This window comes from Psychrobacter sp. T6-1 (genome assembly GCF_052258445.1).
This window is the reverse complement of record NZ_JBQQFC010000196.1, coordinates 1-4653: the sequence shown is the minus strand read 5'-3', so window position 1 is coordinate 4653 and position 4653 is coordinate 1. Positions and strand designations below refer to the sequence as shown.

Sequence of the window (4653 nt, the reverse complement as noted above, 5' to 3'; positions counted from 1 at the left end):
CAAATCCCGCTCACAGCAAGCAGTGCAGGCACGTATAGAGAGTATTCCTGAGGATTTGCCTGCCAAACTCAACCTAGATTTACCTGTTAGCCAGCGTGCTGATGATTTGGTACAAGCGATTATCGATAACCAAGTCATCATCGTCGCAGGGGAGACCGGTTCAGGTAAGACCACCCAATTGCCAAAATTGGCGATGCTAGCTGGTCGCGGTATTACGGGACAAATAGGGCACACCCAACCCAGACGACTAGCGGCGAGAAGTGTTTCTAACCGTATTGCTGAAGAATTGGGCGAAAAACTTGGCAATACCGTCAGCTTTAAGATTCGCTTCAACGAGCAAGGTACCGCGCAGTCTGTCGTCAAGCTGATGACCGACGGTATTTTGCTCGCAGAATTGGGTCACGATCGGTTTTTGAGTAAATACGACACCATCATTATTGATGAGGCGCACGAGCGTAGTCTTAATATTGACTTTATTATGGGTTATCTCAAAAAGCTCTTACCCAAGCGTCCCGATTTAAAGGTCATTATCACCTCAGCGACCCTTGATACTCAGCGTTTTAGCGAATACTTTAGTCGTTATGATAATAAACTCAAACGGCAAGTTAATGCGCCTATCTTTAATGTTGAAGGGCGCAGCTTCCCCGTTGAAGTGCGCTATCGTCCTTTGACGGATGAGCCAGTAACCAGCTCAGATGATGATAGCTATGATGACTTTGAAGAGAACTTGCCGCGCGCAGTGGTTGCCGCAGTCGAGGAGTGCTTTCATGACGCCCAAAGTAAAGGGCACGCCGATCAAGCTGATATTTTGATATTTGCGGCCACCGAAGCCGAGATTCGCGAGCTCCAAGATGTGTTAGAGCGTCATGGCCCTAAGCATACTGAGGTATTACCGTTGTTCGCCCGTCAGACGTATGAGGAGCAACAACGGATTTTTCAGCCATCAGGTCGTGGTCGCCGTATTGTTATCGCGACCAACGTGGCTGAGACTGCATTAACCGTGCCTGGTATCCGCTATGTGATTGATTTAGGTTTTGCGCGCATATCACGCTACTCGTATCGCTCGCGCGTGCAGCGTTTGCCTATTGAGGCGATCTCACAAGCTGCTGCCAATCAGCGTAAAGGTCGCTGTGGCCGTGTCGCGCCAGGCGTTTGTATTCGCTTGTATTCTGAGGAGGATTTTAGCGGTCGTCCAGAATTTACCGAGCCTGAGATTCTACGTACTAACTTGGCATCTGTTATTTTGCAGATGGCAAATCTGCGTCTAGGTAGTGTTGATGATTTTGAATTTATTGAGCCGCCTGATAGTCGCTTAGTCACGGATGGGCATAAACTGCTCGATGAATTAGGCGCAATTGCTTCCAAAAATGAGCAGACTACCACTCAAAATAGCAAGCATAAGCGCAAACCAACTCTCGATCATTTGCGTTTGACACCAACTGGGCAAAAGATGGCGCGAATGCCAATTGATCCAAGGCTGGCACGTATGCTGGTTGCAGGTAGCGATTTTGATTGTATTCGTGAAATGCTTATTGTGGTGGCTGCCCTTGCGGTACAAGACCCGCGTGAACGTCCCGCCAATAAGCGCCAGCAAGCCGATCAAAAACATGCCGAATTTCGTCAAGATGATTCTGACTTTTTGTTTTATTTGAGTCTATGGAAGGCCCTGTTCGAAAAAGACGAAGACGGTAACAAGCTCTCTGGCAACCAGCGTAAGCAATTCACCAAAAAGAACTATTTAAGCTTCCCGCGCGTACGCGAATGGAGTCAAACCCATCGCCAACTGGTGCAAATGGTTACGGATCTTAAGCTTACTGACAAAGAAAATAGTGAAGCCGTTAATAGTGATCCTACCAGTATAAATGATGAAGAAATCAAAGCGGTGAAGTATGCCAACTTGCACCGTGCTCTACTTACTGGTCTGCTCTCAACCATCGCGCACAAGACAGAGAGCCGCGGTGAGTATCTCGCTGCCCGCCAGCAAAAAGCCAAAATCTTTCCAGCCAGTACGGTGTTTAAGCAAGTACCGCCATGGGTGATGGCCTTTGAAGTCGTTGAGACCTCGCAAGTCTTTATGCGCACGGTTGCCAAGATTGAGCCTGAGTGGATTATCTCCGCCGCGGGCAACCTGCTCAAATACCACTACTTTGAGCCGCATTGGTCAAAGAAGACAGGACGCGTCAAAGCTTACGCACAGATTAGTCTCTTTGGTTTGATTATTATCGGTAAACAGCTGACCAACTACGAACAAGTCAATTTAAGCGAGTCGCGGGAAATCTTTATTCGTGACGGTTTAGTGACCGGTAATTTGGGCCGCGCCGCGCCATTTTTGCAACATAATATGGACAAGATCGCTCATGTTGAGCGTATCGAAGACAAATTGCGTCGCCGCGATTTATTGGTCGATGAAGAGTCGCTGTACCAGTTCTATGATAAAAAGATTCCTGAGCACGTTGCTAGTCGCAAAGCCTTTGAAGATTGGCGCGCTGAGGTGGAGAAGAGCGATAACAAGTATCTATTCTTCACTGATGATGATGTGCTCAATAGCCAAGCACCAACGACAGGCGACTTCCCAGAAGTATGGCAATTGGGCGATTTAAAATTGCCACTACGCTACGTCTTTGATCCTGCCAGCGATGACGATGGGGTGACCATTCGTGTACCACTTGCTGCATTGCCGCAGCTGGATGCTATTGAGCTGTTATGGGGCGTGCCAGGTTGGCGTTATGAGCTGGTATTGCAACTACTCAAATCTCTACCCAAAGACATTCGCCGCCAAATCGTACCTATCCCAGATACCGCCGATAGTTTGTTCGATGAATTGCAGCCTGATAGCGGACAGGGTCTGCTCAAGCAGCTTTGCCAAGCCCTAAACCGCCGCGGCATTATGTCGGTCACCCCTGATAAATTTAATCCCTCTAGTATTGATCGATATCTGCAACCGCAAATCTGCGTCGTCGATGACAAAAACCGTATCATAGAAAAAGGTCGCGATCTTGAGACCTTACAGATTCGTCATGCCAGCGAGACCAGTCAAGCAGTGAACGAGCAACAAGGGGTGCATACCGAGTTCCCTGAGCACTATAACTTTAGCAAGAATCGCCATAGCGCAGGCGTGGTGATGAAACAATTCGCTGCCTTGGTCGCTGATAGTTCAGGCACCGCGGTGTCTATTCATCAATATACTGATGTCAACGCCGCTCTAAAAGCGCACCGTATCGGTGTACTAGCACTGATTAAGTCCAAGCTTGGCGCCAAACAAAAACAGCTGACGAGCCAAATCGACAAGATATTTAAACTGGCTTTTGCCCCGCTTGGCGATATGGACAAGCTCAAAACCATTGTGATTGATGCCACTTTGGATGCGACATTAGAGGAGCATTACGTCCTATTTGATCACAGTAACGACTTGCCTGAGAGTGCGGATAGCATTGCCGTCGGCTTGAGTGAGGAGCTGCCCTTTACTAGCGATGAGTATAGCCAAACACTAGAGGTAGTACAAAGCAACTTTTTGTTGACCGGTCAAAGCGTCATCAAAACCCTCAAAAACGTTTATACGCGCTGGCAACGCATCCGCCAAAGCCTACTGATGCTCGATCGCGAGATATTTGGCGAGTCAATCGACGATATCGAAGATCAGCTTGAGGACTTGCACCTATCGGACTTTATTTACCGTATGGACTATAGCCATTGGCAACAATACCCACGTTATCTAGAGGCATTAGAAGTGCGTATCGAGCGCCTTGAGCATAACTTGGAGGCCGATCTTGATGGCGTCTACGCCTTGGATGTGCACATGGAGCGCCTGAGCAATCGTGCTAGCGATGCAGCCATCAGTGACTACCGCTGGATGGTAGAGGAGTACCGCATTCAACTGTTTGCACAACCGATGAAAACCCGCATGGCAGTCTCACCGAAGCGGCTTAATAAAGCATGGGATGAGACTCGTTAAAAAATTATATACTGCCAGAAAATCATAGATTTTCTCTTGCGCTAGGATAAAGGTCTCCCAGACCTTTATCCTCTCCTAGCTCATAGCGTTGCAAGGTGCTTTTCACTAAGAGCAGTCCTTAAGGAGATTTTTTAGGACGCGTTAAAAAATCGCGCTGCCAGAAAATTATAGATTTTAAGAGAACGACGATGATCATCAATCATAAATTACTACTATTAGCAGTTATACCTGTCATATTTGTAAATACAGGCTGTGCCAAAACTTCGGCGAATACGGACCATGACGACAAGTCCACAATAGAAAAACAAGTAAAATTACAGGGTAAGTTTAAGAGAAGCTTTGAGATTCATGAGCTTAGCTCTAATGAGATAACCTACTACGTGTCAGACCCAAAACAGGTATTAACTCAACATCCCAAAGGCGTAAAGCAGATAGGGTACTATAGATATTTTGATACTTGCGTCATCGGAAGCGTTAGCTCTACGAGTACATATGGACCCCTAGGTAAATATCAAAGTCAGGTTACAGTCCATAGGTTATGTTAGTAATCCATAGGCCACGTTACGAAATACGGATACAAAAAACAACCCCATGATTAAAATCATGGGGTTGTTTTGCTTTAATTTACAAATTTATTTTGTCGAAATTCAACAGCAAAGCTGCGCTAAAGTATGCTTATTTGCGCTTATTTGCGCTTATTT

Annotated in this window: 1 protein-coding gene; it reads left to right on the top strand. The window is 46.7% G+C overall.

The features are described 5' to 3' along the window. A partial coding sequence (gene hrpA, locus ACTXGO_RS09930) for an ATP-dependent RNA helicase HrpA (RefSeq protein ID WP_443574278.1) occupies nt 1–3952 on the top strand: 3952 nt, incomplete at its 5' end. Nucleotides 3953–4653 lie beyond the last annotated feature (701 nt).